The 25,163-nt window shown below is 72.1% G+C and carries 23 protein-coding genes; 12 read left to right on the top strand and 11 right to left on the bottom strand.

Going from position 1 to position 25,163, the window contains the following annotated elements:
* Positions 1-241: 241 nt before the first annotated feature.
* Both EST92_RS20435 and EST92_RS20430 read left to right on the top strand, forming a co-directional pair.
* The gene (locus EST92_RS20435; protein WP_129282309.1) at positions 242-1,270 is read left to right on the top strand and encodes an ATP-binding cassette domain-containing protein; all 1,029 of its coding nucleotides are present in this window, start codon (positions 242-244) and stop codon (positions 1,268-1,270) included.
* On the top strand, positions 1,267-2,097 hold the full coding sequence (locus tag EST92_RS20430; protein ID WP_174244074.1) for an ABC transporter permease: 831 nt from the start codon (positions 1,267-1,269) through the stop codon (positions 2,095-2,097). The genes EST92_RS20435 and EST92_RS20430 overlap by 4 nt, the downstream gene beginning before the upstream one ends.
* Positions 2,098-2,149: 52 nt before the next feature.
* Here EST92_RS20430 and EST92_RS20425 read toward each other — a convergent pair whose 3' ends face one another.
* Positions 2,150-5,581, bottom strand: a complete 3,432-nt coding sequence (locus EST92_RS20425) for a BTAD domain-containing putative transcriptional regulator (protein ID WP_129282308.1) — start codon at positions 5,579-5,581, stop codon at positions 2,150-2,152.
* Between the two features lie 194 nt (positions 5,582-5,775).
* Here EST92_RS20425 and EST92_RS20420 point away from each other — a divergent pair, with 194 nt between their 5' ends.
* Entirely contained in the window at positions 5,776-6,573 is a 798-nt protein-coding gene (locus EST92_RS20420) for a site-2 protease family protein (protein ID WP_129282307.1), read from the top strand.
* Positions 6,574-6,670: 97 nt separating this feature from the next.
* On the opposite strand, the gene EST92_RS20415 is transcribed toward EST92_RS20420, so the two are convergent.
* The 7 genes from EST92_RS20415 to EST92_RS20385 all read right to left on the bottom strand — a co-directional run bounded on the left by EST92_RS20415 (position 6,671) and on the right by EST92_RS20385 (position 13,079).
* The gene (locus EST92_RS20415; RefSeq protein WP_129282306.1) at positions 6,671-6,895 is read right to left on the bottom strand and encodes a hypothetical protein; all 225 of its coding nucleotides are present in this window, start codon (positions 6,893-6,895) and stop codon (positions 6,671-6,673) included.
* Between the two features lie 120 nt (positions 6,896-7,015).
* Positions 7,016-7,750 (bottom strand): NADPH-dependent F420 reductase, encoded by a 735-nt coding sequence (npdG, locus tag EST92_RS20410; RefSeq protein ID WP_129282305.1) that lies wholly within the window; start codon positions 7,748-7,750, stop codon positions 7,016-7,018.
* 136 nt (positions 7,751-7,886) lie between these two features.
* On the bottom strand, positions 7,887-8,735 hold the full coding sequence (locus tag EST92_RS20405; RefSeq protein ID WP_129249738.1) for a carbohydrate ABC transporter permease: 849 nt from the start codon (positions 8,733-8,735) through the stop codon (positions 7,887-7,889).
* Complete coding sequence (locus tag EST92_RS20400) at positions 8,732-9,718, bottom strand: sugar ABC transporter permease (protein WP_129282304.1); 987 nt, start codon at positions 9,716-9,718, stop codon at positions 8,732-8,734. Before EST92_RS20400 ends, EST92_RS20405 begins: the two co-directional genes overlap by 4 nt.
* On the bottom strand, positions 9,715-11,049 hold the full coding sequence (locus EST92_RS20395) for an extracellular solute-binding protein (RefSeq protein WP_129282303.1): 1,335 nt from the start codon (positions 11,047-11,049) through the stop codon (positions 9,715-9,717). The genes EST92_RS20400 and EST92_RS20395 overlap by 4 nt, the downstream gene beginning before the upstream one ends.
* Complete coding sequence (locus EST92_RS20390) at positions 11,046-12,164, bottom strand: sialidase family protein (RefSeq protein ID WP_129282302.1); 1,119 nt, start codon at positions 12,162-12,164, stop codon at positions 11,046-11,048. Before EST92_RS20390 ends, EST92_RS20395 begins: the two co-directional genes overlap by 4 nt.
* Before the next feature lie 225 nt (positions 12,165-12,389).
* The gene (locus tag EST92_RS20385; RefSeq protein ID WP_129249734.1) at positions 12,390-13,079 is read right to left on the bottom strand and encodes a FadR/GntR family transcriptional regulator; all 690 of its coding nucleotides are present in this window, start codon (positions 13,077-13,079) and stop codon (positions 12,390-12,392) included.
* A 162-nt stretch (positions 13,080-13,241) separates the two neighbouring features.
* Between EST92_RS20385 and EST92_RS20380 the strand changes: the two genes are divergently transcribed.
* The 3 genes from EST92_RS20380 (at position 13,242) to EST92_RS20370 (ending at position 16,494) form a co-directional block, all read left to right on the top strand.
* Positions 13,242-14,207 carry a dihydrodipicolinate synthase family protein gene (locus EST92_RS20380; RefSeq protein WP_129282301.1) on the top strand — a complete coding sequence of 322 codons (966 nt, stop codon included), beginning with the start codon at positions 13,242-13,244 and terminating at the stop codon, positions 14,205-14,207.
* A 167-nt stretch (positions 14,208-14,374) separates the two neighbouring features.
* Entirely contained in the window at positions 14,375-15,004 is a 630-nt protein-coding gene (locus EST92_RS20375; RefSeq protein ID WP_129249732.1) for a hypothetical protein, read from the top strand.
* A 116-nt stretch (positions 15,005-15,120) separates the two neighbouring features.
* Positions 15,121-16,494 (top strand): MFS transporter, encoded by a 1,374-nt coding sequence (locus EST92_RS20370; protein ID WP_129282300.1) that lies wholly within the window; start codon positions 15,121-15,123, stop codon positions 16,492-16,494.
* A gap of 52 nt (positions 16,495-16,546) precedes the next feature.
* Here the strand turns inward: EST92_RS20370 and EST92_RS20365 are convergent, their stop codons facing one another.
* Positions 16,547-16,789, bottom strand: coding sequence for a hypothetical protein (locus tag EST92_RS20365; protein WP_129282299.1), 243 nt, complete (start codon positions 16,787-16,789; stop codon positions 16,547-16,549).
* 64 nt (positions 16,790-16,853) lie between these two features.
* On the opposite strand from EST92_RS20365, the gene map reads away from it, so the two are divergent.
* The 6 genes from map to EST92_RS20335 all read left to right on the top strand — a co-directional run bounded on the left by map (position 16,854) and on the right by EST92_RS20335 (position 23,353).
* Positions 16,854-17,711: a type I methionyl aminopeptidase gene (gene map / locus EST92_RS20360; RefSeq protein ID WP_129251149.1), complete on the top strand. Its 858-nt coding sequence runs from the start codon at positions 16,854-16,856 to the stop codon at positions 17,709-17,711.
* 158 nt (positions 17,712-17,869) lie between these two features.
* Positions 17,870-18,559 (top strand): biliverdin-producing heme oxygenase, encoded by a 690-nt coding sequence (locus EST92_RS20355; RefSeq protein ID WP_129282298.1) that lies wholly within the window; start codon positions 17,870-17,872, stop codon positions 18,557-18,559.
* 358 nt (positions 18,560-18,917) lie between these two features.
* A complete protein-coding gene (gene efeO, locus EST92_RS20350) occupies positions 18,918-20,072 on the top strand; it encodes an iron uptake system protein EfeO (RefSeq protein WP_129282297.1) in 1,155 nt (384 codons plus the stop codon).
* A gap of 28 nt (positions 20,073-20,100) precedes the next feature.
* Entirely contained in the window at positions 20,101-21,432 is a 1,332-nt protein-coding gene (efeB, locus tag EST92_RS20345; protein WP_129282296.1) for an iron uptake transporter deferrochelatase/peroxidase subunit, read from the top strand.
* Positions 21,433-21,498: 66 nt separating this feature from the next.
* The gene (gene efeU, locus EST92_RS20340) at positions 21,499-22,491 is read left to right on the top strand and encodes an iron uptake transporter permease EfeU (RefSeq protein WP_129282295.1); all 993 of its coding nucleotides are present in this window, start codon (positions 21,499-21,501) and stop codon (positions 22,489-22,491) included.
* Positions 22,478-23,353 carry a hypothetical protein gene (locus EST92_RS20335; RefSeq protein WP_254068924.1) on the top strand — a complete coding sequence of 292 codons (876 nt, stop codon included), beginning with the start codon at positions 22,478-22,480 and terminating at the stop codon, positions 23,351-23,353. Before efeU ends, EST92_RS20335 begins: the two co-directional genes overlap by 14 nt.
* A gap of 135 nt (positions 23,354-23,488) precedes the next feature.
* Here the strand turns inward: EST92_RS20335 and EST92_RS20330 are convergent, their stop codons facing one another.
* Together EST92_RS20330 and EST92_RS20325 are read right to left on the bottom strand one after the other, a co-directional pair.
* Positions 23,489-24,235, bottom strand: coding sequence for a bifunctional DNA primase/polymerase (locus EST92_RS20330; protein WP_129282294.1), 747 nt, complete (start codon positions 24,233-24,235; stop codon positions 23,489-23,491).
* Positions 24,236-24,397: 162 nt separating this feature from the next.
* The gene (locus tag EST92_RS20325; RefSeq protein WP_129282293.1) at positions 24,398-24,997 is read right to left on the bottom strand and encodes a TetR/AcrR family transcriptional regulator; all 600 of its coding nucleotides are present in this window, start codon (positions 24,995-24,997) and stop codon (positions 24,398-24,400) included.
* Positions 24,998-25,163 lie beyond the last annotated feature (166 nt).

Here is a 25,163-nt window from a genome sequence, read left to right as displayed (position 1 = left end):
GGGGCGGACCGCAGGACGAAGTCCGGAGGAGCGGCACCGCAGCCGACCACCCACGCCCGCCGCAGGCGCAACGGCGAGACGAAACACGGCGGGAAAGCCGAGGACGTGGGGGGCGCCGCAAAGCGCAACGGCGAGCAACACCCACGGCGGGCCAGCCAAAAACGTGGGAAGCAAAGCCAAGCGCAGCGGAATGTCGGTGGGCTGTAGGCGCGTTGTCGGCGCCGGCTGACACCGTGGTGGCATGACGCGACAGACGATATCCACCGAGGGCGGCAACGCCGTGGAGGTGCGCGGTCTGGTCAAGCACTTCGGCGCGGTCAAGGCCGTCGACGGAGTGGACCTGGACGTGAAGGAAGGCACCGTGCTCGGGGTGCTCGGCCCCAACGGCGCCGGCAAGACGACGCTCGTACGCTGCCTGTCCACCCTCCTGGCGCCGGACGCCGGCCGGGCCGTGGTGGCCGGCTACGACGTGGTGCGCCAGCCCCGCGCGCTGCGCCGCAGGATCGGGCTGACCGGGCAGTACGCCTCGGTCGACGAAAAGCTCTCCGGCTGGGAGAACCTCTACATGATCGGGCGGCTGCTCGATCTGTCCCGCAAGGAGGCCCGGGGCCGCGCCGATGCGATGCTGGAGCGGTTCTCGCTGACCGAGGCCGCCAAGCGGCCCGCGGCCAAATACTCCGGCGGGATGCGCCGCCGGCTCGACCTGGCGGCCTCGATGATCGGCCGCCCGTCGGTCCTCTTTCTGGACGAGCCGACCACGGGCCTGGACCCCCGTACCCGTAACGAGGTGTGGCAGGAGATCCGGCGGATGGTGCGCGAGGGCGCGACGGTGCTGCTGACGACGCAGTACATGCAGGAGGCCGAGCAGTTGGCGGACGAGCTGACGGTCATCGACCGCGGCCGGGTGATCGCCGACGGCCGGATCGACGAGCTGAAGGCCAAGGTCGGCGGGCGGACGCTGCAGATCCGGCCGTCGGTCCCGGGCGAGTTGGACCGGATGGTGAGCGCCATCGCGCAGGCCGGTCTGGACGGCATCGCGGGTGCCACCGCCGACCACGAAGGGGGCGTGGTCAACGTACCGATCATCAGCGACGAGCAGCTGACCGCGGTGGTCGGCGTGCTGGGCGAGCGGGGCTTCGCCCTCGCCGGGATCAGCACCCATCTCCCCAGCCTGGACGAGGTGTTCCTGGCCATCACCGGCCAGAAGTCCTCCGAGGCCGACGCTTCCCAGGACGAGCGGGACCAGCAGTACACGGAGGTGTCGGCATGAGTGCCGTAACGATGGCGGCGTCGCCGCTGAAGCCCGGAGCCGACGAGGGCCGGATCGGCGCCCGCGCCAATCTGCGGCACATCGGGGCGCTGGTGCGGCGCAACGTCCTCCAGATCAAGCAGGATCCGGCATTGATGTTCGACGCCCTGCTGATGCCCGTCATCTTCATCCTGCTGTTCGTCTACGTCTTCGGCGGCGCGATCGCCGGCAAGGGCAGACAGGGCGACTACGTCCAGTATCTGGTGCCCGGCATGATGGGCATGATGGCCATGAACATCGCCACGGCGGTCGGCACGGGCGTCAACGAGGACTTCCGCAAGGGCGTCATGGACCGCTTCCGGACGATGCCCATCGCCCGGTCCTCGGTCCTGATCGCCAAGATCGTGGTCGAGCTCGGCCGGATGCTGATCGCCACCACGATCCTGCTCGCGATGGGTTTTCTGCTGGGACTTGAGGTCAAGGGCGGCGTCCTGCCCTTCCTGGGCTCGATCGCGCTGTCCGCGGCCTTCTGCACGGGCCTGATGTGGATCTTCATCCTGCTCGGGCTGGCGATGAAGACCCCGCAGGCGGTGCAGGGCACGGCGATGATGATCCTGATGCCGCTCCAGTTCGGCTCGTCCGTCTTCACCCAGCCGACCTCGATGCCCGGCTGGCTGGAGGCCTTCACCAAGGTCAATCCCCTCTCGACCATGGCGGATGCGTCCCGTGCCCTGATCGACGGCGAGGGCTCGGCGCTGCACCCGACGCTGATCACCCTCGGCTGGGTGGTCGGCCTCACGGCCGTCACCATGCCGCTCGCGGTGGCGAAGTTCCGTTCGAAGACCTGACGCGCGTCCCGCGGGTGATGTCCTTGCGGGACGGTCCTTCGCCCGGCTCGCGTCAGATGAGGGCGGTGGCCTCTGCCAAGGAGAGGCCACCGCCTTCGGCGTGTGCCCGGTCGTAGGCCGGATCGCCCAGCAGCGCCCGCGCCGCCGCCGCGGCACGGGCCCGCTCTTCGCGGATGACCCGCCGCGGGACATGGTTGTTCGACGACAGCGCGTCGTACGCGCCCACCAGCCGGGCCGCGTCCCGCCCGGCCGACGCGCCCCGCAGGGCCAGCACCACCCGGGCCCCGGTGAGGAGCTGCACCACCGGCAGCTCCGGCGCCACCATCTGCGTCATGGAGTCCTGCAGCAGCCGCAGCGCCTCCCGGAACCTCGGCAGCAGCCCCTCCAGGCGCCCCTCGTCCAGATCCAGCGAGACCAGCAGCGCCTGCAGCATCCCGGCGAACAGGTCCGGCGGGTGCGGGGTGAACAGCGCGCGCACCCGCTCCAGTTGGGACCGCGCCTCCGCCGGACGTCCGGTCATCGCCAGCTGCATCGCGAGGGTGAGCCGGGCGAACGGCTCGGTGTCCCGACCGCTGTTGGCCTTGGCGGCCTCGGCCAGCACCTCGCGCAACAGCCGCTCGCCGGCCTCCGCCTGACCGTCCTCGATCAGCGCGCCGCCCAGCCGGCAGCGCAGCAACAGCGTCTGGCCGTGCGCGCCGAGTTCCTCGGCGTGCACCATCGCCGCCCGGTAGTCGCGGGCCGCGAGCGCGTAGGCACCGCGCTGTTCATGGGTTTCGCCGCGCCCCGCCAGCGCCTCTGCCGCGCCCCACGCGTCGCCCAGCTCCTGGAAGATCCGCAGCGCCTCGTCGGCGTCGCGGGCCGCCTGTCTCAGCCCGTCGGGGCGTTCGTTGAGGACCTTGGCGCGCAGTTGCAGGACGAAGGCCAGCTCCCAGGCGTAGCCGTAGGCGCGGCAGTCCCGTACGGTGCCGTCGATGAGCTCCGTCAGCTGATCGAAGCGCCCGGAGATCATCACCGCGTAGTGCCACATCACGCCGGGGACCTTGCAGGTCTGCGGCATGCCGGTGCGGTAGGCGGCGAGGATCCCGGCCATTTCCTCCTGCATCTCGGTCTCGCGCAGCGCCCGGCTGTCGCTGTCCCGGCTGGCGAGCACGACCAGCCGGACCTCCCGGCGGGCCTCCACGAGCTGGTCGGGGGCCATCGGCGGCGGGCTGTCGATGGGGCTGTCGGGCAGGTCGGGGGCCGGTTCGACGGGCGCGGCGAAGGGGTTGGGGCCGAGCGCGGCGGCCGCCGACGCCCAGTGGCGGGCGTCGGCGCGGTGGTCGCGCAGCGACCAGAACCACTGGAGGGACAGCACCAGGCACAGTGCCTCGTGCTCGTCCCGGGCGGCGACGGCGCGGCGCAGCGCGGTGCGCAGGTTGTCGTGCTCCAGCTCCAGCCGCTCCATGGCCGCGCGCTGGCCGGGGCCGCGCAGTAACGGGTCGGTGGTACGCGCCAGTTCGCGGTAGGCGACGAGGTGGCGGCGCTCGGCACCGGCCCGCTCCCCCGCCTCGTCCAGCCGCTCGCCGGCGTACTCCCCCACCGTCTCCAGCAGCTGGTAGCGCATCTGGTCCCCGGCACCGGAGCGGCGCTCGCCGTCCCCCTTGTCGGCCGGGGCCGCCACCACCAGCGACTTGTCGATCAGCGAGCCGAGCAGCGCGGCCACCTCGCGCCGGTCGACGCCGCCGCCCGCGCACACCTCTTCGGCGGCGGCCAGATCGCAGCCACCGGAGAAGACGGACAGCCGGCGCAGCACGGCCCGTTCGGGTTCGTCGGTCAGGTCCCAGGACCAGTCCACCACCGCGCGCAGCGTCTGCTGCCGGGGCAGCACGGTCCGGCTGCCGCTGGTCAGCAGCCGGAAGCGGTCGTCGAGCCGGTCGGCGAGCTGGCGCGGGGAGAGCAACCGCAGCCGGGCCGCGGCGAGTTCGATGGCGAGCGGCAGCCCGTCCAGCCGCCGGCAGATCTCGGTGCAGGCGGCCGGATCGTCCTCGATACGGAAGCCGGTGCGGGCGGCGGCCCCGCGGTCGGCGAGCAGCCGCAGCGCGACCGCGTCGGGCAGCGGCTCGACCGGCCGCAGCACCTCGCCCGGGACGGCCAGCGGCTCCCGGCTGGTGGCCAGCACCGTCACCCCGGGGCAGTGGGCCAGCAGCCGCTCGGCGAGTTCGGCGGCGGCACCGATCACATGCTCGCAGTTGTCGAGCACCAGCAGCATCCGGCGGCCCGCGCAGTGTTCGGCGAGCCTGGCCAGCGGGTCCAGGGCGGTGGTCTCGGTGGCGGCGCGCAGTCCCTCCGCGGTGCTGCCGCGGACGACGGTCTCGCGGGCGCCGAGCGCGGTCAGCACCGCCTCGGGCACGGTCTGCGGATCGTCCACCGGTGCCAGCTCGGCCAGCCAGACGCCGTGCGGCCAGGCGTCCGGCAGCGCGGCCGCGGCGCTCTCGGCGCCCTCCTGGGACAGCCGGGTCTTGCCGGCGCCGCCGGGCCCCAGCAGCGTCACCAGCCGGTGCTCGGCCAGATCGGACCGGAGCGCCGCCAGATCGGCGTCCCGGCCGACGAAGGAGGTGAGCCGGGCACGGAGGTTGCCCCGGCGGGGGTGGGCGGAGCCGGGAGCGGGGGCGGGGGCGGTGTCGGCCGGGGAGCCGGTGTCGGTGCCGTACGGCGTGCCGGTGTCGTACGGCGTGCCGGGCGCGGCGGCGGTCTCCGGGCGCGGAGGCGACGGCCTCGTGTCGGGCGGCGGCCGCAGCAGTTCCGCGTGCAGGGCGCGCAGTTCCGGGCCCGGGTCGGCGCCGAGGCGGTCGGCGAGGCCGGTGCGGATCTCCTCGTAGGCCGCCAGCGCCTCCGCCGGGCGGCCCGCGGCGCGCAGCGCGCGCAGCCGCAGGGCCTGGAGCGGCTCGTCGAGCGGATGTTCCTGGCACAGCACGTGGAGCTGCGGCAGCGCCCGATCGGCCCGGCCCAGGGCGAGTTCGGCGGCGAGGCGGGTGCGCTGGGCGTCCAGCCGGCGGCGTTCGGCGCCCGTCGCCCAGGAACCCGCGTCCGGGAGGTCGGCGAGGGCCGGGCCGCGCCAGAGCGCCAGGGCGTCGTCGAGCAGCGCGGCGGCGCGGGCCGGGTCGGCCTCGCCGAGCGCCCGGCCGCCCTCCGCCACCAGCCGTTCGAAGCGGTGCAGATCGATCGCGTCGGGGTCGGCGCACAGTCGGTAGCCGCCGTCGGCCGAGGCGACCGCGGCGTGCCCCAGGGCGCGGCGCAGCCGGCCGACCAGCGCCTGGAGCGCACCGGAGGCGTCGGCGGGCGGGTCCGCGCCCCAGATGTCGGCGATCAGCACCTCGGGCGGCAGCGCCCGGCCCGGTCGCAGCGCGAGGGCGGTGAGCAGCGCACGCAGACGTGCGCCGCCGAGAGCGATGGGGGTGCCGTCGGCCCGGCCGGCCTGGGTGGTGCCGAGTATTCGGTAGCGCACCGGCCCATTGTCGTGCACGACGGCTCCCGGCAGGCGTCGAGCACCGCTTTCCGGGGCAGGGGCCGAGGAAGCCGCGCGGGGAAGGGACCCTGGAAACGGGCCCTGGCCACGCGCGCGTTCAGGGGGCCGTGCGCCGCCCGCCGTGCCGCGGATACGGTCGGGGCTGTCCCTCACCGACTTCGGGAGCCCGCACCATGACCACAGCATTCCGGCGCGCGGACCGTCGCGTCAGCCCGGTCTTCCTTGCGCTCGTCGCCGCGATGGCGGTGTCCGGCTGGGCCGTGTGGAGCGAGACGCTCGCGGCGAACACCGGTTTCGCGGTGTTCTTGTTCGTGGTGTCCGGCTGGGTGGTGTCGCTGTGCCTGCACGAGTACGCGCATGCCCGCACCGCGCTGCACAGCGGCGATCTCTCGGTGACCGACAAGGGCTATCTGACGCTGAACCCGCTGAAGTACACCCACGCGATGCTCAGCATCGTGCTGCCGGTGGTCTTCCTGCTCATGGGCGGGATCGGGCTGCCGGGCGGCGCGGTGTTCATCGAGCGCGGCCGGATCCGCGGCCGCTGGCGGCACAGTCTGATCTCCGCGGCCGGGCCGCTGACGAACGTGCTGTTCGCCGCGGTGTGCACGGCGCCGTTCTGGCTGCACGGGCTGGACGGGGTGCCGTTCCCGTTCCGCTGTGCGCTGGCGTTCCTGGCGCTGTTGCAGGTGACCGCGGCGATCTTGAACTTTCTGCCGGTGCCCGGGCTGGACGGCTACGGCGTGATCGAGCCGTGGCTGTCGCACTCGCTGCGGCGGCAGGTCGAGCCGATCGCCCCGTTCGGACTGTTGCTGATCTTCGCCCTGCTGTGGATCCCGGGGCTCAACCGGGCGTTCTTCGACCTGGTCCACACGGTCCTGGGCACGCTGGGCGTCTCGGAGGTGGACAGCTATCTGGGCCAGGAGTTCTTCCGCTTCTGGCAGGGGACACCGCAGATCGGCGGGATCTCGTAGGACGCCGGGCCGCCGGCGCGGGGCCGGGCCAGGGCCGAGTTCGGGTCCCGGCTGGATCCGATTCCGGGTCGATTCCGGAGCCGATTCCGGGCCCGGGTCAGCCGGCCGCCCCGGCCTGCCGCGCCTGCTGCCCCTCTTGCTTGGACTTGCGCACGTAGAACCACGCCATGTTGCTGGAGATGCCCGCCAGCAGGATCCAGACGATGCCGACGAAGCTGCCTTCGACGAAGGCGACGACGGCCGCGGCGACGCTCAGGACGCACACGGCGATGGCCATCAGGGCGAGCCGCCGGGCCGGGCCGGGCGCGGGCAGGAAGGACATGGGGGCTCCTGTCGGGAGTGGTGCGGTCCGTCCCAGTGTCCCCCATGCCCGGCGGGCGCCGTCCGGCGGCTCGGCGGCTCGGCGGCCGCGCCACCGGACCGGGCGGCCGGCCCCGGAGGCTCAGACGTCGGTGATCCGCAGGCCCGCGTGCGCCTTGTAGCGCCGGTTGACCGAGATCAGATTGGCGACCAGCGACTCGACCTGGTGGGCGTTGCGCAGCCGGCCGGCGAAGACACCGCGCATGCCGGGGATGCGGGCGGCCAGCGCCTGCACCAGATCCGTGTCCGCGCGGGACTCGCCGAGCACCATCACGTCGGTGTCGATCCGCTCGGTCCCGGGGTCCTGCAGCAGCACCGCGGACAGATGGTGGAAGGCGGCGGTGACCCGGGACTCCGGCAGCAGGGCGGCGGCCTGCTCGGCGGCGCTGCCCTCCTCGGGCTTGAGCGCGAAGGCGCCCTTCTTGTCGAAGCCGAGCGGGTTGACGCAGTCGATGACCAGCTTGCCGGCCAGCTCGTCGCGCAGCGCCTGGAGGGTCTTGGCGTGGCCCTCCCAGGGCACCGCGACGATCACGACATCACTGCGGCGGGCGCATGCGGCGTTCTCCGCGCCCTCGATGCCCAGGCCCAGCTCGTCGGCGGCAGTCCGTGCGCGCTCCAGGGCGCGGGAGCCGATGATCACCTTCTGGCCGGCCCGGGCGAGCCGGTAGGCCAGGCCGCGGCCCTGGTCGCCGGTGCCGCCCAGGACGCCGACCACCAGGCCGGAGACGTCCGGGAGGTCCCAGGGGTCACGCTTGAGGGCGGCCTTCGCGCGGGTCGCGGCGTTCTCGGACCGGGCAGCGTCATCAGGAGTAGTCATGACAGTGATGGTGTCACGCGCCGGCGGCGGGCCGGGCACGCCCTCGACGACGCCCGGGCGACGCGTCACGCCTTCCCGCCGTCACCCGTCACCCCGTCACCCCGTCACCCCGTCACCCCGTCACCCCGTCACCCCGTCAAGCCTTCACGCTGCCCTCCGTCAGGCCCGTGCGCCAGTACCGCTGGAGCACCGTCATCAGCACCATCAGCGGCACCACCGACAACAGGGCACCGCCCACCGTGTACTGGTAGAGCACCGGCTGCCGGTCGGCGTAGCCGGTCCAGGAGGTCAGGCCCAGCTGGACCGGGTAGAGGTCGGAGTCCGAGAGCATCACCAGCGGTAGGAAGTAGTTGTTCCAGATGTGGACGAACTGGAACAGGAAGACCGTGACCAGCGCCGGGGTCATCAGCCGCAGCCCGAGCCCGGCGAAGATCCGGGCCTCGCCCGCGCCGTCGATCCGGGCCGCCTCCAGCAGCGAGTCGGGGACCGCGGCGGCCGCGTAGATCCGGCAGAGATAGACGCCGAACGGGCTGACCATGCTCGGGATCAGCACCGCCCCGTAGGTGTTGGACAGCCCCATCGCGCTGAAGAGGAAGTAGAGCGGCAGGGCGAGTGCGGTGCCGGGGATCAGCACCCCGGCGAGCACCACGTTGAAGACCGCCTCCCGTCCGCGGAAGGGGAATTTGGCCAGCGCGTAGCCGGCCGCCGCGGACAGCAGGGTGGCGCAGACCGCTCCGGTGCCGGCGTAGAAGAGGGAGTTCGCGAACCAGCGGGCGTAGATGCCGTGGTCGTAGGTGAGGACGTCGACGAGGTAGTCGACGGGGTGCGGATGGTCGGAGAACCAGAAGCCGAAGGTGCCGAAGAGGTCGGCGCTGTTCTTGGTGGCGGAGACGGCCAGCCAGTAGACGGGCACCAGGAAGTAGAGCGCGGCGACGGTCAGCAGCGAGGCGGTGATGATCCGGTGGCGGACCGGCGGCCGGGTCATCTGCGCCCCGTCCCGCGCCCGCCGACCAGCCGCAGGAAGCCGAACGACAGCACGCACGCCACCAGCGCGAGCAGCACCGCCTCGGCGGCCGCCACATGCTGGTTGTTGCCGACGAACGCCTCGCTGTAGGCGTGCAGGTTGGGGGTGAAGCCGGAGTCGATGGCGGAGGCCAGCGGACGCAGCACCATGGGTTCGGCGAACAGCTGGAGGGTGCCGATGATGCTGAAGACGCAGGTGAGCACGAGCGCCGGCCGGATCAGCGGAAGCTTGATGTGCCGGGCGACCTGCCAGGCATTGGCGCCGTCGATCCGTGCGGCCTCGTACAACTCCCCCGGTACGGCCTTGAGCTGGGCGATCAGCACCAGCATGTTGTAGCCGGTGAACTGCCAGGTGACGATGTTGGCGATGGACCACAGCACGGTGCCGCGGGAGAGGAAGTCGACGTCCCAGCCCAGCGTGCCGGCGATCTTCACCAGCGGGCTGATGCCCGGCACGTACAGGAAGCCCCACAGGATCGAGGCGATCACGCCGGGCACCCCGTACGGCAGGAAGAAGGCGGTGCGGAAGAAGGTGACCCCGCGGGCGCTCGCGCTCTCCAGCAGCAGCGCAAGGGCGGTGGCGAGCACGATCATCAGCGGGATCTGGACGGCGCCGAAGAGGAGCACCCGGCCGAAGCCGGTCAGGAAACGGTCGTCGGAGAGCGCGTGGGCGTAGTTGGCGAAGCCGGCGAAGACCTCGCGCTCGTGGCCGCCGAGCCCGAGCGGACCGGTGCGTTCGGTGGTGAACAGGCTTTGGTGGAGGGCATAGCCGATCGGGGCGAGGAAGCACAGGGCGAACAGGGCGAGGAAGGGCAGCAGGAACCCGGCCGCGGCGCGGGCGTGAGGGGCCCCGGTGCCGGAGGCACGGCGCCGACGGCCGCGCGGGGCCGGGCCGGGCGGCTTCCCGACCGCCGGCTCCGGCCGGTGCAGCGTGTCCCGGCTCACCCGCCGCTCGCCACCTTCAGCCCCTTGCCCTTGAGGTCGGCGACGGTCTGCCCCTGCACCTTCGTCAGCACGGAGCGGAAGGAACCTCCGTCGGCGAGGGCGTCGGTGAAGGCGTCGCCGAGCCGCTGGTAGAGGGTGTCCACCCCCGGCCCCCACCGCCAGCTGGTGTCGACGTGTGCCCCGGCGTCCGCGAAGACCTTGCTGTACGCCTGGCCGCCGAAGAAGCTCTTGTCGGCGTCGAGGTCGGCGGTGGTGTAGCCCGTCTTGGCGCTGGGGAAGCCGTAGCCGCCGTCGATCAGCAGGGCGATCGACTCGGGGTCGGTGTTGAGCCAGACGGCGAAGTCCAGGGCGTCCTTGGGGTAGTGCGCCTTGGCGAAGACGGCGGTGGTCGAGCCGCCCCAGTTGGCGAAGGCCTGCTCGCCCGCCTTCCACTGCGGCAGCGGCGCGGCCCGCCACTTGCCCTTGGTGCCGGGTGCGTTGCCGACCAGCAGGGCGTCGCCCCAACTGGCGCCCACCCAGGATGGGATGGCGCCGGTCTGCAGGTCCTTGTACCAGGCGTTCTGCCGGTCGGGGATGGTCTTGACGAGCTTTCGCCGGACGAGGGATTCCCAGTAGTCGGCGACCCTGCGGGTGGGTTCGTCGTCGAGGTGCACGACCCAGGTGTCGCCGTGCGTGGTGTACCACGTGGCGCCGGCCTGCCAGGCGAGGCCGGCGAAGCGGTTGCCGTTGGTGGGGGCGAAGGTCTCGATCCAGGCGCCCTTCTTGCGGACGGCCTTGGCGGCGGTCTCGTACTCGTCCCACGTCCGCGGGATCTGCACCCCCCACTTGTCGAAGAGGTCCTGACGGAGGAACAGCCCCATCGGGCCGGATGCCTGCGGGATGGCGTAGATGCCCTTGCCGAAGACGGACTGCTGCCACTGCCAGCCGAAGAACTTGTCCTGGTAGCGGGAGGCGCCGAGCGGGGCGAGGTCGAGCAGCGCGTCGTCGAGGAGGAAGCTGGGGACGACGGGGAATTCGATCTGGCCGAGGTCGGGCGGGTTGCCGGCCTTCACGGCGGCGTGCATCTTCGCGTACTGCTCGCCGTTGACCGCCGAGACCTTCTCGACCTTGACCTGCACCTCGGGGTTCTTGCGGTTCCACAGGTCGACCGGCTTGTCGATGCCGGGCACCCAGGACCAGAAGGACAGCTGGATCCGCTGTCCCTTCTTGCGTTCCCGGGGTGCCTTGCCGTCGTCGTCCCCACCGGCGCCGCAGCCGGCGAGCGCGAAGCCGGCGGCGAGGGCGGCCGCCCCGCCCAGGACCGTTCTGCGGGGCATCGGGTTGCTGGTCATACGAGGTCCTCCACGGGGATGCGGCGGAAGGTGAGCGTCGAGTACGCGCTGAAGTCGCCCGTCTCGTAGAGCAGTCCGAGGGTGTCGCGGTCGAGGCGGACGAGGTCCGAGTAGCCGGCCGGGAGACCGGAGACGGGGTACGCTCCGCACCAGGTCAGGCCGTTGTCGCGGCTGGTGCGGACGGTCATCAGGGCGCGGGCGGCCGGGTGCGCGGGGCCGGAGAAGAGCAGTGCGTCGCGGTCGCCGAGGTGCAGTGCGCTGCCCTGGACGGCCGGCCCGGCCAGCGCGGCCTGTGGTCGGAAGGGCCGCACGAGGTGGGCACCGCCGTCGATCGAGACGGCGTCGACGCGCCGCCAGGGGGCGGCCTTCGCTTCGTTGCGGGCGTTCAGATAGACGTGCCCGCCGGGGAGTTCGGCGGCGGTGGTCTCGTTGGGAGCGACGGAGGGGTCGGTGGCCCCGTCGATGACACCGCCGATGGCACCGTCGGTGGCGCCGATCCGCCAGGTGGCGCCGTCGTCGTCGCTGAGCAGGACGTGGCTGCCGTCGTAGCGGGGCTCGGTGCCGGTGTCCCCGGGGGCCGTGGGTGGCGTGGAGTGGTTGGCGGGGACGAGCAGCCGCCCGGCGTACGGGCCGTGGCGCAGGCGTAACGCATGGCCGGGACCGGTGGCGTACCACCGCCATGCCGGCAGTTTGGCCTGGTCGGTGAGTTCACGGGGCACGCTCCAGCCGGCGCCCTCGTCGTCGCTGTGCTGGAGCCACACCCGGCGGCCGTCGGCGGGCGGGACCTCGCCGCGGCGGATGCGGTCCTCGGTGGCGTCGGCGGCGTTGTGGACCTGGAGGAGCAGCACCCGGCCGCCGGCGAGCACGACCGGTGCGGGATTGCCGGCGGTGCCGGAGCCGTTGCGGGCGACGACCTGGAGCGGGCCCCAGGTACGGCCGCCGTCCGCGGACCGTTTGAGGACGAGGTCGATATCGCCCGAGTCGGACGCCGAGGAGACCCGGCCCTCGGCGAAGGCGAGGACGGTCCCGGAGCGCGCCCGGACCACGGCAGGGATCCGGAAGCTGGTGTACCCCTCGGTCCCGGCCCGGTACGGCACCGAGCTCTCGTACGCCATGGGTCACCCCCAATGGGCAAGGACGTAGGACGTCCCCTGTCCTGCGGCGACCATAGGGAGTGCCCAACTGACCGTCAAGGCGGCCCACATGACGCCGTGCGTGTCGGCAACGGCACCGTCGACAGCGGGTGACCACCCGGTGAACGGGGGCAATGTCCCCCTCCCGGCACCTTGCGGCATCGCGGGTGCGCGCCGACCTTGCGCCTCACCGGTGCCCCGTTGCCGCTACTCCGACTCCGCCAGCCGGCGCCGGATCCCGTCGAAGTGCCGGTGTATCGCCTCCACGGCGCGGTCGCCGTCGCCCGCCTCCAGCGCGTCGACGATCTCCCGGTGCTGACGGTAGGTCACGTCCGGATCGGGCCGGTCGTCGGAGAGGTCCTCGCGCACCCGGCGCAGCGCGGCCCAGAACGCGTCCAGCACCTCGCTCAGCAGGTGGTTGCCCAGCGAGCGGTAGAGGGCGAGGTGGAAGGCCCGGTCGGTGGCGCTTAGCACCTCCCCGCCGCGCGCCTCCTCCGCCATCCGCTGCACCAGCCCCTTGAGGACGGCGAGGTCCTCGGCGGGCAGGTTGCGGGCGACGGCGCCGATCAGGCCGGCCTCCAGCGCCTCGCGGACCTCCATCAGCTCGTACAGGCTCGCCTCGCCCTGGTGGTGGCGGACGGCGGCCCGGAAGGCGACGCCCTCGACGAACGGCTCCAGGGTGAGCGGGCCGACGTACGTGCCGAAGCCGTGCCGGATCTCCACGATGCGCATGGCCTGCAGCGCCTTGAGCGCCTCGCGCACCGAGTTGCGGCTGACGTCGAGCAGGCCGACCAGGTCGGCCTCGGTGGGCAGCGGATCGCCCGGCGTCAGTCCGCGCTGCAGGATCAACTGCTTGATCTGCGCCTGCACATCCTCGGACATCGTCCCTCGCGCCATGGAAACTCCCTCTCCCGCTCCCGCGTCTGCCCTGCCGCCGCCCCGTCCGCCACCCGCCCCGGCGGGGCCGCGGATCCTTGACCGACCGCCTGTGAACAGGTCTATTGTGCTCGACATAGGACATCCCATGTCCTGTCTCGGATTCGGAGACCCGGAGCCCTCATGGCACTGCCCGCACCCCTGCACGGCGTCATCCCCCCGGTCTGCACCCCGCTCGACCGACACGGCGAGGTCGACACCGCGTCCCTGACCCGCCTGGTGCGGCATCTTCTGGACGGCGGCGTCCACGGGCTGTTCGCCCTCGGCTCCACCAGCGAGGTCGCCTACCTCACCGACGCCCAGCGCGGCATCGCACTGGAAACCGTCCGCACGGCCGCCGACGGCCGGGTCCCGGTGCTCGCCGGGGTCATCGACACCACCACCCCGCGGGTGCTCGACCACGCCCGGAGGGCCGCCGACCTCGGCGCCGACGCCCTGGTGGCCACCGCGCCCTTCTACACCCGCACCCACCCCCGGGAGATCGCCGCACACTTCCGGCATCTGCGTGCGGCCGTGAATCTGCCCCTCGTCGCCTACGACATCCCCCTCGCCGTCCACAGCAAGCTGGCCCCGGAGCTGGTGCGGGAGCTTGCCGAGGACGGCACCCTCGCCGGGCTCAAGGACAGCAGCGGCGACGACGGCGCACTGCGCCGACTGCTCACCGTCCTCGGCGGCCGCACCGGCCGGCACCGTGGCCCCGCCCCCGGCTTCGCCGTCCTCACCGGTTCCGAACTGACCGTGGACGCGGCCCTGTTGGCGGGTGCGGACGGCGTCGTCCCCGGCCTCGGCAACGTCGACCCGGCCGCCTACGTACGCCTCTACGACGCCGCCCGGGCGGGCCACTGGGAGCGGGCGGCCGCCGAACAGGAACGCCTGGTCACCCTGTTCTCCATGGTCGACGCCGGCCCCGAGTCCGAGATGGGCCGCAGCTCCTCCTCCCTGGGCGCGTTCAAGGCGGCCCTGCGCCTCCTCGGCGTGACCGAGCGGGGCAGCACCGCCTTTCCGCAACGCCCGCTGAGCGAGGAGGCCGTGGCGGAGGTGGCCCGCCACCTCAGGACGGCCGGTCTGCTGCCGGCACAGCAGGACTGAGGGCCCGTCTGCTGCCGGCACGACAAGGCTGGGAGCCGGCGTCGGGTTTCGAGCGCCGGACAGCGAAAGCGACTACCGGAGGCACGACCGAGCGCGCAAGCCCCTTACGGGTGACACCGGTTGAATCCGCGACCGTAGGGCGCCGTGGTGCGGCAGGATGCCGGGCCATGGATGCCGTACGGGTCGCGTTGCTGCGTGAGGTCCTCGCCGGAACCGAGTGGGTGCAGGCCACCCGCCGCTTCGCGGGGGCGCTGCGGTCCTCCGTCGCCCCGCACCGCGGCGGGCTGCTGCTGGTCGGCACCGCCGCGTACGAGCCCTGGCATCTGGCCGCCCATCTCGACGACGAGGCCGCCTGGTCGGGCCTGCCGGAGCTGTCCCCGACCCTGGTGCGCCACCGTGTCCCCGGCGGGGCGCCGGCCCATCTGGCGGTGGGGCTGGGCCGGTTGGAGGCGGCCGGGCGGGGCGAGACACTGCTGGTCGTCGCGCCGGGGCAGCCGGGCGCCGGGCTGCTGGAGCGGGTGCACGACGCCCGCCGCAACGGCACGACGGTGCTCGCCCTGGACGGCGGCAACCGCGACCTGCACGCCCTGGCCCATGACGCGCTCGCCGCTCCCCCGGCCCCGCCCGCCGGCGCGGCTGCGGCGGCACCGGACCTCGATCTCGACACCGTCCAGCATCTGGTGAGCGCGGCCGCCGGGGAGAACAGCCTGCCCCCGCCCCGCGGCCGCCGCCGTTTCCGCGACCGGCTGGCCCGCCTCGCCGACCAGCTGACCGCCCCGCCGCCACCACGCTGGTAGCCTCCCGCTCCGCCCCGCGGACCGGAAATAACCCTTTGCACCGTTCCGTACGCACCAGCGACAGTGCACCGGTGACTTCGGACGACCCCCCACCTTCACCCCCCACCCACCGACGCTTGTCCGCGCTCCTGCCGGACCTGGCCCCCTGGCGCTCCTCGCGCGACTTCCGGCTGATGTGGTGCGCGGGAGCGATCACGGTCTTCGGCACCTTCCTGACCGTCGTGGCGCTGCCGTTCCAGCTGAAGGAGCTGACCGGCTCCACCCTCGCGGTCGGTGCGCTGGGCGCGGTGGAGCTGGTCCCGCTGCTGGTCTTCGGGCTCTACGGCGGTGCGCTCGCGGACTTCGTGGACCGCCGCCGGCTGATCGTCGGCAGTGAGCTGGCGCTCGGGCTGATTTCCGCGATGCTGCTGCTCAACAGCCTGCTGCCGCACCCGCAGGCGTGGCCGCTGTATGCGGCGGCCGCGCTGTCCAGCGCGCTGACCGGGCTGCAGCGGCCTGCCCTGGACGCGATCGTGCCGCGGATCGTGCGGCACGACCAGCTCGCCGCGGCCGCCGCCCTCAACTCGCTGCGCTGGCAGATCGGCGCCATCGCCGGACCGGCGCTGGCCGGCGGGCTGCTCGCGTTCGCCGGGCCGCGCTGGGCGTACGCCCTCGACGCGGTCACCTACGTGCTGTCGGTGCTGCTGTCCCGGAAGCTGGCACCGTCGCCCGCCTCGCACGACGCCAGGAAGCCGTCGCTGCGCGGGATCGCGGAAGGCGCGCGGTACGCCTGGAGCCGCAAGGAGCTGCTCGGCACGTACGCCATCGATGTGCTCGCGATGCTCTTCGCCTTCCCGCTGGCGATCTTCCCGTTCCTCGCCGACGACCTCGACGCGCCCTGGTCCCTGGGAATGATGTACGCGGCGCTGCCGGCCGGAGCCCTGCTGGTGAGCCTGACCAGCGGCTGGACCAAGCGGATCCACCGCCAGGGCCGGGCGATCGTGCTGGCGGCCGCCGGCTGGGGGCTGGCGATCGCCGCCGCCGGGCAGCTGCACCAGGTCTGGCTGGTGCTCCTGCTGCTGGCCCTGGCCGGCGCCTGCGACATGATCAGCGGCATCTTCCGCTCGGCGCTGTGGAACCAGACCATCCCCGACGAACTGCGCGGCCGGCTGGCCGGCATCGAGCTGCTGTCGTACGCCTCGGGCCCGCAGCTGGGCCAGGTCCGGGTCGGCGGGATGGCGGCACTGGTGGGCGTGCGGGCGTCGGTGTCGGCGGGCGGTCTGCTGTGCTTCGCGGGGGTCGGGCTGCTGGCGCTGGGGCTGCCGAAGCTGCGGGCGTATGACTCCCGGACGGATGAGCATGCGCGGCGGATGCGGAAACGCCGGGCCGCTGCGGATGACGATCGGGGCACTACGGCCGACGATCGGGCGGACGACCGGGCCGGCGCCGGCGGACGCCCCGGGGCCGGCACCCAGGACACGGATCCGGACCCGGACCCGGTATCGGTCTGAGGAGGAGGGGCTGGGCGACGGCCGGGGTCAGGTGGCCCCTGCCGCCCGCCCGCTACTCGTCCTCCCCGCCGCTCTTCCCCTGCCCCGCACCCTTGTCGTGCCACTTCGGGTCGGTGTCCCACTCCAGATTCCGCTCCCGGGCGGTCTCCATGGCGTGCGAGGCCTCCTCGCGGGTGGCGTACGGGCCGAAGCGGTCGGCGGCGCGGCACTCGGGCCCCTCTTCGACCGTCCGGTGGTTGAGGCAGTAGAACCACTCGCCCGGCTTGCCGACCGTACGCCTCTTGAACAGCGCCATTGCCGCCTCCTGTGGATGTTTGTGCCACCATCCTGCCCGACGGCCCGCGGATACACTCGCTGACATGTCTGGCCAGTCGCTCCTTGTCCCGGGGAAGATCTCCCCCACCCGCCCCGTCCCCGCCTCGATCCCGCGCCCCGAGTACGTCGGGAAGGACGCGCCCACCCCTTACACGGGGCCCGAGGTGCAGGACGCCGAAACGATCGAGAAGATGCGGATCGCCGGCCGGATCGCCGCGCAGGCGATGGCGGAGGCCGCCAAGCTCATCGCGCCGGGCGTGACCACCGATGAACTGGACCGGGTCGCCCACGAGTTCATGTGCGACCACGGCGCCTACCCGTCCACCCTCGGCTACCGCGGCTTCCCCAAGTCCCTGTGCTCCTCGCTCAACGAGGTCATCTGCCACGGCATCCCGGACTCGACCGTCCTCAAGGACGGCGACATCGTGAACCTGGACGTCACCGCGTACATCAATGGGGTGCACGGCGACAACAACGCCACCTACCTGTGCGGCGACGTGGACGAGGAGTCCACGCTGCTGGTCGAGCGCACCCGTGAGGCGCTCAACCGCGCGATCAAGGCCGTCAAGCCGGGCCGGCAGATCAACATCATCGGCCGGGTCATCGAGTCCTACGCCAAGCGCTTCGGGTACGGAGTCGTGCGGGACTTCACCGGTCACGGCATCAACTCCTCCTTCCACTCCGGCCTGATCGTTCCGCACTACGACAGCCCGCATCACACCACCGACATCAAGCCCGGCATGACCTTCACGATCGAGCCGATGCTGACGCTGGGGTCCTACGACTACGACATGTGGGACGACGGCTGGACGGTGGTGACCAAGGACCGCAAGCGGACCGCGCAGTTCGAGCACACGCTGGTGGTGACGGACACCGGGGCCGAGATCCTCACGCTGCCCTGACGGGAGCGGGGACACTCTTTACCGACAAGGTGTCGGGAACGGGCGTAGGCTGGTTACCGACAGGACGTCGGGAACGGGTGGCGTCGGCTGAGCCTCGGCAGGGGCGAGACTCCGCGCCGGCCCGTTCCCGTCCGCCCCTCGGTCCCCGGAGGCCCGCCTTGGAAGCGTCCAGCCCGCGTCCGTCCGCACCGGCCGTTCCGTCCACCCCGTTCTCGACGGTCATCCGCACCGCGTCCCACGAGCAGCACACCGAGGCCGAGAACTCCTCCTTCATGAGCGATCTCCTCGGCGGCGGTCTCGGCATCCCCGCCTACCGGCGCTACACCGAGCAACTGTGGTTCGTCTACCGGGCCCTGGAGGACGTCTCCGACGCGCTCGCCGCCGACCCGGTCGCGGGCCCCTTCCTCCGTCCGGAGCTGGCCCGCACCCCCGAGCTGGAGCGCGATCTCGCCCATCTCGGCGGGCCCCGCTGGCGCACCGGCCTCGCTCCCCTGCCGGCCACCGCCGCCTACGCGGACCGGGTGGCGGCCTGCGCCCGCACCTGGCCGGGCGGTTTCGTCGCCCACCACTACACCCGCTATCTCGGCGATCTCTCCGGCGGCCAGATCATCCGCGGCACCGCCGAGAAGACCTGGGGCTTCGCCCGTAAGGGAGACGGCGTGCGGTTCTACGTCTTCGAGGGCATCCCCAACCCGGCCGCCTTCAAGCGCGAATACCGAGCACTGCTGGACGCGCTGCCGGTCGACGAGCTGGAGAAGCAGCGCGTCGTCGACGAGTGCAAGCGCGCGTTCCGCCTGAACAGCGCGGTCTTCCGCGAGCTGGGCGAGCAGTTCCCGCTGAGCGCGTAAGGGTCCCGTCGGGGCCGGCGGTCCCGGTCGGGTCCTCGGCCGGCGGTGTCCGGCCGCCCCCTCACCGCCTCCCCCGTGGCGCGGATTCCGCCCCGGCGGACCGGAATGCGCCCGTCTCGCGCCCGTCATAGCCGGCCGGCAGGCCCAGCCCTTACCTTGACCGGCGCATGACTATCTCGTGACCAGGCGCATGTCAATCCGTAATCAGGCCGTTGTTCATGAGAGCGGGATCACGGGAATCGGTGGGCAGGAATAGGTAAGCCTCACGTAAGTTAGGGCTGCCTTAGTGGCGACCTCAGTGACCCTCTATCGTTCCCGTACGTCGAACCCGTACATCCGAGCCCGCTTGGAGCCCCGTATGCGAGCCCTTCGCACCTCCGCCGTTGCCGCCATAGCCGCGGCCACGGCCGTCACCGCCGTCTCCGGCTGCGCCGCGAAGAACGACGGCAAAGGGGGTGGCGGAAAGGGAACGGTCGAGGTGACCGCCACGGACAGCAACTGTGAGCTCTCCGCCAAGGAGTTCCCCGCCGGACATGTCCGCTTCGCCGTACAGAACAAGGGCTCCAAGGTCACCGAGGTGTACCTCTACGCCCCCGGCGACCGGATCGTCACCGAGCGGGAGAACATCGGGCCCGGCACCAGCGCGGAGATCACCGCCGAGGTCAAGGCCGGCTCGTACGAGATCGCCTGCAAGCCCGGCATGAAGGGCCACGGCATCCGCCAGAAGGTGACCGTCAGCGGCAAGGGCGCGAGCGCCAAGCGCGACCCCGGGCTGGACGCCGGGGTCTCCGCCTACCGTAAGTACGTCCAGGAGCAGGCCGACCAGACCCTGCCGAAGGCGCGGAAGTTCGCCGACGCGGTCAAGGCCGGCGACGTCGAGGCCGCGAAGAAGGCCTACGCCGTCTCGCGGGTCGGCTGGGAACGCACCGAGCCGGTCGCCGAGTCGTTCGGTGACATCGACCCCAAGGTCGATGTGCGCGCCGACGGTGTGGAGCAGGGCCGGAAGTGGACCGGCTGGCACAAGCTGGAGCAGTCCCTGTGGGAGAAGAAGAAGATCTCCGGGGACGACAAGAAGCTCGCCGACCAGCTCATCACCGACCTCAAGGACTGGCAGGAGCGGGTCGGCAAGGCCGAGATCACCCCGACCAGCATGGCCAACGGCGCCAAGGAGCTGCTCGACGAGGTGGCCACCGGCAAGGTCACCGGTGAGGAAGAGCGCTACAGCCACACCGACCTGGTCGACTTCCAGGGCAACGTGGAGGGCGCCCAGAAGGCGTACGAGCTGCTCAAGCCGGTCGTCGCCAAGAACGAACCGACGCTCGCCAAGGAGCTGGACAAGCAGTTCACGGCGATCGGCAAGCTGCTCGACGACCACCGCGACAGCAAGTCCGCCGACGGCTTCGTCTCGTACGACACGATCGACAAGGGCGAGCGCAAGAAGCTCTCCGACGGTGTCAACGCGCTGGCCGAGCCGCTGTCCAAGCTGGCCGCCGCCGTAGCCACCACCAAGTAACCGTCCGCCGCCAGGCCAGGGGGTCACCATGACGCACGACAACGGCACGACGACGCACGACGGCACCGCGGCCGGGGACGAGCCGGCCGCGCAGACCGGCAACGGGCGTGCGCCCTCCCGGCGTTCGCTGCTCGGCTGGGGCGGTGCGGGCCTGGCGCTCGGTGCGGTCGCGGCCGGCGGTACGGCGGCGGCGCTGCGCACCGGCGGCGACGCCCAGCCGGCCGGCGCGGACGCGACCGCGGGCTCCGCGGTCGCCTTCCACGGCAAGCACCAGGCCGGGATCGCCACCGCCGTGCAGGACCGGCTGCACTTCGCCTCGTTCGACGTCACCACCGACGACCGCGACGAGCTGATCGCGCTGCTCAAGGAGTGGACGAAGGCGGCGGCGCGGATGACGGCCGGGGACGCGGTCGGTGACGGCGCGGTCGGCGGGCTGGCGGAGGCGCCGCCGGACGACACCGGCGAGGCGCTCGGCCTGCCGCCGTCCCGGCTCACCCTCACCTTCGGCATCGGCCCGACGCTGTTCGAGAAGGACGGCAAGGACCGCTTCGGCATCAAGGCCCGGCGGCCCGAGGCACTGATCGATCTGCCGCAGTTCCCCGGCGACAACCTCGACAAGTCGCGCAGCGGCGGCGATCTGTGCGTCCAGGCCTGTGCGGACGACCCGCAGGTGGCGGTGCACGCGATCCGCAACCTGGCCCGGATCGGCTTCGGCAAGGTGGCCATCCGCTGGTCCCAGCTGGGCTTCGGCAAGACGTCCTCGACGACGCCGGAGGCGCAGACCCCGCGCAACATGTTCGGCTTCAAGGACGGCACCCACAATCTCGCCGGCACCGACACCGCCGCGCTCGACAAGCACGTCTGGGTCGCGGACGGCGCGGCGAAGGGCAAGGAGAGCTGGATGGCCGGCGGCTCCTACCTCGTCGCCCGCCGCATCCGGATGCACATCGAGACCTGGGACCGCACCTCGCGCAAGGAGCAGGAGGACATCTTCGGCCGGGACAAGGGCGAGGGCGCGCCGGTCGGCAAGAAGAACGAGCGGGACACCCCGCACCTGAAGTCGATGCTGCCGACCGCGCACGTCCGGCTCGCGCACCCGGACTCCAACGGCGGGATACGGATCCTGCGCCGCGGCTACTCCTTCACGGACGGGACGGACGGCCTGGGCCGGCTGGACGCGGGGCTGTTCTTCCTCGCCTACCAGCACGATGTGCGCCAGGCCTTCGTCCCCCTCCAGAAGCGGCTGGCCGCCAACGACGCGCTCAACGAGTACATCCAGCACGTGGGTTCCGCGGTCTTCGCGGTGCCGCCGGGCGTCCGTCACGCGGACGACTGGTGGGGCCGGGAGCTGTTCGCCTGACACCGCCGGCGCCGGAAACGCACACCGCCGCCCCATGAACCGCACGAAGGAAGGGAAGGAACCGACGTGTTCGGCAACTACCTGATCGGTCTGCGCGAGGGACTGGAAGCCAGCCTCGTCGTCTGCATTCTCATCGCCTATCTGGTCAAGACCGGCAGGCGGGAGGCGCTGCGCCCGGTCTGGATCGGCATCACGCTCGCCGTGGTCCTGTCGTTCGCGTTCGGCGCGGCCCTGCAATTCGGGTCCGAGACCCTGACGTTCAAGGCGCAGGAGGCACTCGGCGGCTCGCTGTCGATCATCGCGGTGGGCCTGGTGACGTGGATGGTCTTCTGGATGCGGCGCACCGCGCGGCATCTGAAGAAGGAGCTGCACGGCAAGCTGGACGCGGCGCTGCAGATGGGCACCGTCGCGTTGGTGGTCACCGCGTTCCTGTCGGTGGGCCGGGAGGGCCTGGAGACCGCGCTGTTCATCTGGACCGCCGCCCAGTCCGCCAACGACGGGGTACGGCCGCTGATCGGGGCGCTGCTGGGGCTGCTGACGGCGGTGGCGCTGGGCTGGCTGTTCTACCGCGGGGCGGTGCGGATCAACCTGGCGAAGTTCTTCACCTGGACCGGCGGCATGCTGGTGGTGGTCGCGGCGGGCGTGCTGGCGTACGGCTTCCACGATCTGCAGGAGGCGGACGTACTGCCGGGGCTGACCTCCCAGGCGTTCGACATCAGCGCACAGATCCCGGCCGACAGCTGGTACGGCACCCTGCTCAAGGGCATCTTCAACTTCCAGCCGGACCCGACGGTTCTTCAGGTCACGGTGTGGGCTCTGTATCTGATCCCCACGCTCGTGTTCTTCTTCGCCCCCGGTAGGGTGTCGCCGAATCGTGCCACCCCGGCGGCCAGCCCGTCCGACCGGGTCGCCCCGAAGGAGCCCGAGCCCCATGACACGCAGGTCGCCGTTCCGGGTGCCCGTAACACTGACGTCGGCAGCGGCGGCGATGGTGATACTCAGCGGGTGCATGACGGTGCACGGCGAGAGGGAGATGCTGCCGGCGGTGTCGAAGGCTGAGGGCGCCAAGGCGCTCCAGCACTTCACCGACGGCTTCAACAAGGCCAACCGTCAGCTCGCCCCCCAGCTCAATCCCTCCTTCGAGGGGGGCGCGCTGCTCGCCATCGACCAGGCCGGGATAAAGGCGGCGCATGCCCTCCGGCCGCAGGGCAACCCGGGCTTCACGGCGCTGGCGTTCAAGGACGCGCACTTCACCGTGCCCCAGCAGAAGGGCTGGCCGAAGTACTTCGTCGCGGACGCGGCCAGCAACCGCAAGAACGCCGCCGGCCAGTACACCCGCTGGTTCTTGGTGTTCAGCCGCAACGCCATCGACGAGAAGTGGCGCGCGGTGTATCTGGCGACGTTCCCCGGCAACAAGGCGCCGGAGCTGAAGACGGACCGGAACGGCTACGCGGAGGCGGTGCCGGCCGGTGCGGACTCCGGCCTGACGGTCGACCCCGGCAAGCTGAGCCGCAGCTACGCGGACTACCTCAACACCGGCAAGGGCAGCACCTTCGCCTCCGGCCGGGACACCGACGGCTGGCGGGCCCGGCGGGCGAAGGACGCCAACCGGCCCGGCGTGCGCATCATGTGGGAGGACACCGCCGCGAACTATCCGCCGGTGGCGCTGCGGACGGAGGACGGCGGCGCGCTGGTGTTCTTCTCGACCGTCTACCACCAGCAGAAGACGGTGTTCGCCGGCGCGACGATCACGGTGTCGGGGGCGCTGAAGGGCCTCCTTGAGGGCCCGCCGAAGAAGACCAACCGGATGGCCTTCACCACCGTCTCCGGCCAGACGGTCACGGTGCCGGCCAAGAGCGCCGGCGGGAAGGTCGCGGTACTGAACCGGATCGAGGCGAAGACCTCGGTCCGGCCGCTGTAGCCGCCGTCCGCGGAACTGCTCGGTACGGAGCGGAACTGTTCGACACGGAAGGGGCCGTCGGGGTGATCCCGGCGGCCCTTCGGTGTACGGGAGGGGGCGGGCGCGGGGTGCGGACGGCTGGGCGGGTGGGTTCGCTCAGCGGCTGATCGGCCAGGCCGCGGCCTCGTGGTGATGCGGCTCGCGGTCGTTGAACTCGGCGCAGGCGTCGGTGAGCGACTCCAGCAGCGTCAGCGGGTCGGGCAGCGGCAGCTCGGGGCCGCGCAGCCAGGTCACCGCGGGCTGCTCGCCGGGCAGGGTCGAGGGCGGCAGCAGCACATAGCTGCCGCGGCAGTGCCAGCGCATCCCCGGATGCTCGTCCATGGTCTCGGGGTGGCAGTCCAGCTCACACGGCCACCACTCGTCCTCGTCGTCCGGGGTGCCGCGGGTGGCGGTGAAGAAGAGCATCCGTCCGTCGCCGAAGCCACCGCCGCTGAGCGTGATCGGCCCGACGTCGACACCCGCCGCGTCCAGCCGCCCCAGGGCGCTGCGGCCCGCCTCGACGGGTACGTCCAGGACGTCATGGGTGATGCCGGTGGCGGTGACGAAGTTGGCCTGCGGGAGGGTGCGGACCCAGGCGGCGACCTTGTCGCGGTCGGTGGTGGCGACGGTCTGCCAGCCGAAGGAGATGGGGTGCCGGCCGGGGGTGGGACAGCCGATGCGCTCACAGGAACAGCCGTAGCCGGAGGGGTGCGCCGCCGGGGCCACCGGGAAGCCCGCGTCGGCCGCCGCCAGCAGCAGGTCCTCGCGGCTGCGCGCAGCCGCTGATCCCGTGTCCGTATCGCCGCCGTCCGATCCGTTCTTCGGCCGGCGCAGCCACTGGGAGAACCTGCTCTTGCGTTCCATCTATCCCCTCACTTCGAGCGGTGGTCTGGGATCAATGCTGCCACCATCCTGCTCTCCGGGTGACCGGTGTGGAGATCCGGGGTGAACGAAAGAGCCGCCATTACCGGCAATTCGGGTCATCGGCGACGGGTCGCGGCCGGGCGGCGCCGTCCGGCCGCGCGCTCAGTCGCGCGGCCGCAGACCACCCAGCACCTGGTCGACAAGGGTGTCGACGTACTCGTGGGTCAATTCGCCGGTCCGCATCAGCCAGCGTTGTGAGAAGGGACTCAGCAGCATCTCGACGGCCACCCGTACGTCGATACCGGCGGCCACCTGGCCGGCTTCCTGCGCCGCCCGCAGCCGTTCGACGTAGACGCGGGTGCCGGGCGCCATCAACCGGCTGACGAAGGCACGGGAGAGCTCCTCGTCGTTCGCCCCGGCCGCCGCAAGGGCGCGGTACGGGGCCTGGAACACCGGGTCGTTGAACTCGTCGGCGGTCGCCCGCAGCACGAACTTCAGGTCCGCGGCCAGATCGCCGGTGTCCGGCAGGCCCTTGGCGTAGTCCTCGTCGACGCCGGCGGTGAACGCGTCCAGCAGCACGGCGGCCTTGGAGGGCCACCAGCGGTAGATCGTCTGCTTGCCCACCCCGGCCCGGGCGGCGATGCCCTCGATCGTGAGCTTGTCGTAGCCGACCTCGCCGACGAGCGCGAGGGCGGCATCGAAGATCGCGCGGCGGGAGCGTTCGCTGCGGCGGGAGGGGTCGGGGGGTGCTTTGTCGGCCATGGCCGACAGTTTAGACGGGGGGAGGCGAGACGTATCGTCTCTGCGGGACGGGGCGCCTTCGGCGGGGTGACTCGCACGTTGCCGGGTGCGGGTCCGTGCTGGTGCGGCGTCGTTTTTTCGCCTTCGGCGCGGGTGGGGGTGGGCTGTGCCCCGGTGTGTGGGGCCT

It is taken from the genome of Streptomyces sp. TM32 (genome assembly GCF_004122755.1).
GTDB lineage: Bacteria > Actinomycetota > Actinomycetes > Streptomycetales > Streptomycetaceae > Streptomyces > Streptomyces sioyaensis.
The sequence above is the reverse complement of the archived record's forward strand: the minus strand, read 5'-3'. Positions and strand labels throughout refer to the sequence as shown.

Excerpts from the sequence above, each read along its gene's own strand:
- EST92_RS20435 (WP_129282309.1), top strand. The coding sequence starts at position 242 with ATGACGCGACAGACGATATCCACCGAGGGCGGCAACGCCGTGGAGGTG.
- EST92_RS20430 (WP_174244074.1), top strand. The coding sequence starts at position 1,267 with ATGAGTGCCGTAACGATGGCGGCGTCGCCGCTGAAGCCCGGAGCCGAC.
- EST92_RS20420 (WP_129282307.1), top strand. The coding sequence starts at position 5,776 with ATGACCACAGCATTCCGGCGCGCGGACCGTCGCGTCAGCCCGGTCTTC.
- EST92_RS20415 (WP_129282306.1), bottom strand. The coding sequence starts at position 6,895 with ATGTCCTTCCTGCCCGCGCCCGGCCCGGCCCGGCGGCTCGCCCTGATG.
- npdG (WP_129282305.1), bottom strand. The coding sequence starts at position 7,750 with ATGACTACTCCTGATGACGCTGCCCGGTCCGAGAACGCCGCGACCCGC.
- EST92_RS20405 (WP_129249738.1), bottom strand. The coding sequence starts at position 8,735 with ATGACCCGGCCGCCGGTCCGCCACCGGATCATCACCGCCTCGCTGCTG.
- EST92_RS20395 (WP_129282303.1), bottom strand. The coding sequence starts at position 11,049 with ATGACCAGCAACCCGATGCCCCGCAGAACGGTCCTGGGCGGGGCGGCC.
- EST92_RS20390 (WP_129282302.1), bottom strand. The coding sequence starts at position 12,164 with ATGGCGTACGAGAGCTCGGTGCCGTACCGGGCCGGGACCGAGGGGTAC.
- EST92_RS20385 (WP_129249734.1), bottom strand. The coding sequence starts at position 13,079 with ATGGCGCGAGGGACGATGTCCGAGGATGTGCAGGCGCAGATCAAGCAG.
- EST92_RS20380 (WP_129282301.1), top strand. The coding sequence starts at position 13,242 with ATGGCACTGCCCGCACCCCTGCACGGCGTCATCCCCCCGGTCTGCACC.
- EST92_RS20375 (WP_129249732.1), top strand. The coding sequence starts at position 14,375 with ATGGATGCCGTACGGGTCGCGTTGCTGCGTGAGGTCCTCGCCGGAACC.
- EST92_RS20365 (WP_129282299.1), bottom strand. The coding sequence starts at position 16,789 with ATGGCGCTGTTCAAGAGGCGTACGGTCGGCAAGCCGGGCGAGTGGTTC.
- map (WP_129251149.1), top strand. The coding sequence starts at position 16,854 with ATGTCTGGCCAGTCGCTCCTTGTCCCGGGGAAGATCTCCCCCACCCGC.
- efeO (WP_129282297.1), top strand. The coding sequence starts at position 18,918 with ATGCGAGCCCTTCGCACCTCCGCCGTTGCCGCCATAGCCGCGGCCACG.
- efeB (WP_129282296.1), top strand. The coding sequence starts at position 20,101 with ATGACGCACGACAACGGCACGACGACGCACGACGGCACCGCGGCCGGG.
- EST92_RS20330 (WP_129282294.1), bottom strand. The coding sequence starts at position 24,235 with ATGGAACGCAAGAGCAGGTTCTCCCAGTGGCTGCGCCGGCCGAAGAAC.
- EST92_RS20325 (WP_129282293.1), bottom strand. The coding sequence starts at position 24,997 with ATGGCCGACAAAGCACCCCCCGACCCCTCCCGCCGCAGCGAACGCTCC.